Source organism: Serratia sp. X3 (assembly GCF_014982455.1).
In the GTDB taxonomy this organism is placed as follows: domain Bacteria; phylum Pseudomonadota; class Gammaproteobacteria; order Enterobacterales; family Enterobacteriaceae; genus Serratia; species Serratia ureilytica.
Genome location: NZ_JADCNB010000018.1, coordinates 1 through 3,554, shown reverse-complemented (window position 1 = coordinate 3,554; position 3,554 = coordinate 1). Strand labels below are relative to the sequence as shown.

General features: G+C 64.0%; 4 protein-coding genes. All 4 read left to right on the top strand.

Annotated features, from left to right (window positions below):
- Nucleotides 1-1,620, top strand: a 1,620-nt coding sequence (locus IMX17_RS25060) for a fimbria/pilus outer membrane usher protein (protein WP_193550330.1), incomplete at its 5' end; no start/stop codon positions are given.
- A gap of 78 nt (nt 1,621-1,698) precedes the next feature.
- On the top strand, nt 1,699-2,463 hold the full coding sequence (locus IMX17_RS25055) for a fimbria/pilus periplasmic chaperone (protein ID WP_193550329.1): 765 nt from the start codon (nt 1,699-1,701) through the stop codon (nt 2,461-2,463).
- 74 nt (nt 2,464-2,537) lie between these two features.
- The gene (locus tag IMX17_RS25050; protein ID WP_046897038.1) at nt 2,538-3,176 is read left to right on the top strand and encodes a fimbrial protein; all 639 of its coding nucleotides are present in this window, start codon (nt 2,538-2,540) and stop codon (nt 3,174-3,176) included.
- A gap of 50 nt (nt 3,177-3,226) precedes the next feature.
- Nucleotides 3,227-3,554 (top strand): fimbrial protein (locus IMX17_RS25045; protein WP_193550328.1); only part of this gene is annotated, 328 nt, incomplete at its 3' end.

The window sequence follows — 3,554 nt, the reverse complement described above, 5'->3', positions numbered from 1 at the left end:
GGGCGCGTGCTGTATGAAACGCAAGTGGCGGCGGGGCCGTTCCGCATTCAGGACATCAACGACGCCGTTTCCGGCGAGCTGGACGTGCGCGTCGAAGAGCAGGACGGCAGCGTGCAGGAGTTCAAGATGAACACCGCCAACATTCCTTACCTGACGCGCCCGGGCACGGTGCGTTACAAGCTGGCGACGGGCAAACCGTCGGAGTGGGGGCATCACCTGCGCGGGCCGATGTTCGGCACCGGCGAGTTCTCCTGGGGTATCAGCAACGGCTGGTCGCTGTACGGCGGTGGCATCGCCGGCGGCGATTACAACGCGCTGTCGCTGGGGATCGGGCGCGATCTGATGGCGCTGGGGGCGCTGTCGTTCGATGCCACGCAGTCGCGCGCGCGTTTGCCGCAGGAGGGCACGCTTACCGGCGGTTCGTATCGGTTGAGCTATTCGAAGAACTTCGATGAATACGACAGCCAGGTCACCTTCGCCGGTTACCGCTTCTCCCAGGAGGACTTCATGAGCATGGGGGACTACCTCGATGCGCGTTACGAAGGGGGACGCAGCGGCAAGAGCAAGGAGATGTACACCATCACCTTCAACAAACAGTTCCGCGATCTGGGGCTCAGCACCTATCTCAACTACAGCCACCAAACCTATTGGGATCGGGCGCCGAACGATCGTTACAACCTGATGGTATCGCGCTACTTCGATATCGGCGATTTCAAGAACGTCAGCGTTTCGCTGTCGGCCTATCGCAACCGTTACAACGAGCGCAACGACGACGGGATGTACCTGTCGCTGTCGCTGCCCTGGGGCAGCGCCGGGACGCTCAGTTACAACATGACGCTCGATCGCGAAGAGAACGCCCATCGGGTCGGTTACTACAACCGGGTCGATGAACACAACAACTATCAGATCAGCGCGGGTGCCGCGCGCAGTGGGGCGACCGCCAGCGGGTATTACAGCCATCAGGGCGATATGGCGCAGATCAACGCCAACGCCAGCTACCAGGCCGGCCGCTACAGCGCCGTCGGCATCGGCGCGCAGGGCGGCCTGACGATGGCGGCGGAAGGGGCGGTGCTGCATCGCGTCAATACGCCGGGCGGCACGCGCTTGCTGCTCGATACCGAAGGCGTCGCCGGTGTGCCGGTGCGTGGCTACGGCAGTACGGTGCTGACCAACCGTTACGGCAAGGCGGTGGTGGCGGATGTGAACAGCTACTACCGCAACAAGGCCAGCATCGATCTCAACAGCCTGGGCGACAACGTCGAGGCGACGCGTTCCGTGGTGCAGGCCACGTTGACCGAGGGCGCCATCGGCTACCGCAAGTTCGAGGTGATTGCCGGCGAGAAGGCGATGGCGATCGTCAAGCTGGCGGACGGCAGTGAGCCGCCGTTTGGCGCCACGGTGCTGAATGCCCGCAAACAGGAGACCGGCATCATCAATGACGGCGGCAGCGTTTACCTGTCCGGCCTCAACCCCGGCGAGCGCATGAGCGTGCACTGGAACGGCGCGGCGCAGTGTGAAATCCAGCTGCCGGCGCCGTTGCCGGCCGAAATGCTGATGAACACGTTGCTGCTGCCTTGCCGTCCTCTCACCGGTAACAAGCCGGCGGAGAACGCCAACTGATACCCCGGCGGAGCGTGCTTCGCCGCTAAACCGCCGGGGCGGAATCGCCCGCCTTCGGCTGACTGGAACCGTGAAGACATGATGAATCTGACTATGACCAGAAAGACCGTTTCCCTTTTGAGCTCGCTCGCCGCCGCGTTGACGATCGGCGCGATTGGCCTGCCCGCCCATGCGGCTATCGCGCTGGATCGCACGCGCGTGATTTTCGACGGCGACCTGAAAACGGTCAGTCTCAACATCAGTAACCAGAACAAACAGTTGCCGTATCTGGCCCAGGGATGGATCGAAGACGATCGCGGCAACAAGATCCAAAGCCCTTTCACCGTGCTGCCGCCGGTGCAGCGGGTGGAGCCGGGCAAACCGAGCCAGGTGAAGATCCAGTCGCTGCCGGCGGCGCGTCAGCTGCCGCAGGACAGGGAGACGCTGTATTACTTCAACCTGCGCGAAATACCGCCGCGCAGCAATAAGCCGAACACGCTGCAGATAGCGTTGCAGACGCGCATCAAAATGTTTTATCGCCCGGCGGCGCTCGCCCCGAAAAAGAACGCCGCACCTTGGCAGGAGCAGCTGACGCTGACCCGGCAGGGCGACAAGTACGTGGTGAACAACCCGACCCCGTATTACGTGACGATCGTTGAGGCGAGCGCCGGCAAGGGCGGGAAAGGGGCCGCCGGCTTTGAACCGTTGATGGTGGCGCCGAAGGCCAGCGCCCCGCTGAACGTCTCCGCCGCGAGCCTCGGCAGCGGCCCGTCGCTGGCGTACATCAACGATTACGGTGGTCGGCCGCAGTTGAACTTCCGCTGCGCCGGCAATGCCTGCCAGGTCGTGCCGGTCGCCAAATGACGCGCCGCGCGCAAGCAGGGAAGACCAAGTCATGAACACAGCGGAGTGAACGAATCATGCAACGAAAGAACCCCATGCTGTTGGGAAAGGCCTATGAACGTCATCAGCGACGCACTATTGGCCTGACGGTGTTGGCCGCGCTGATGGTGCCGCTGACGGCGGGCACGATGCTGATGCTGATGCCGCCGGCCCGCGCGGTGGATAACTGGGACGTTGAGGGGGCGAACGGCACGCTCCACGTCTACGGCGCGTTAACGGAAAGCGCCTGCAGTCTGGAAATGACCACCGCCCGCCAGGAGGTATGGCTGGGCGAGACGGGAACGGCGCACTTCCAGCGCCCGGGCGATCGCGGCACGCCGGTCGCCTTCGAGCTGACGCTGAAAGACTGCCTGCGGGCGCCGGCGAGCAACCGCGACGCCTGGACCGGGGTTCTGGCCTGGAGCGGCAGCCAGCCTGCGGTGTCCGTCGCGTTTTCCGCGCCGACGGATGACGACGCGCCAGGTCTGGTCAGGGTCGCCGGCGTCACCGGTTTGGGGTTGCAGTTGGCGGATGCCCGCGGTCTGCCGGTCCGCCTCGGCGCGCGCAACAAACCGGTATTGCTGACGCCGGGACAAAACACCCTGACGTATACGGTGACGCCGGTGCGCACTCCGGCGACGCTGAGCGCCGGCGCTTACCGCGCGGCGATCGATTTCCGCCTTTATTACGACTAATACGCCGCTTGCGCCTGGCAGGCACAAGCACAACCAAAGGGAGTGGCGTCATGCGCGCGACAGAGACGAACCGGCGCCGGAGCGCGCTGTTGGGGGCCGGCATGGTCATGGCAGCCGGCATGATGGCGCCGCCGGCGGCTGCGGCGGAAAACATGCGCTTTCACGGTACGCTGGTGGCCGAGCCGTGCGTCATTCAGCCGGGAGATGAGGATATCAAACTGGATTTCGGCACCATCGTCGACAAATACCTGTACCTGAACACCCGCACCCACAGCCAAACCTTCGCGTTGCACCTGACCGAGTGCGATCTCAGCCTGGGCAATACGGTGGCCATTACGTTTACCGGTACTGAGAACGCCAAACTGCCCGGCCTGTTGG

Excerpts from the sequence above, each read along its gene's own strand:
- IMX17_RS25055 (WP_193550329.1), top strand. The coding sequence starts at position 1,699 with ATGATGAATCTGACTATGACCAGAAAGACCGTTTCCCTTTTGAGCTCG.
- IMX17_RS25050 (WP_046897038.1), top strand. The coding sequence starts at position 2,538 with ATGCTGTTGGGAAAGGCCTATGAACGTCATCAGCGACGCACTATTGGC.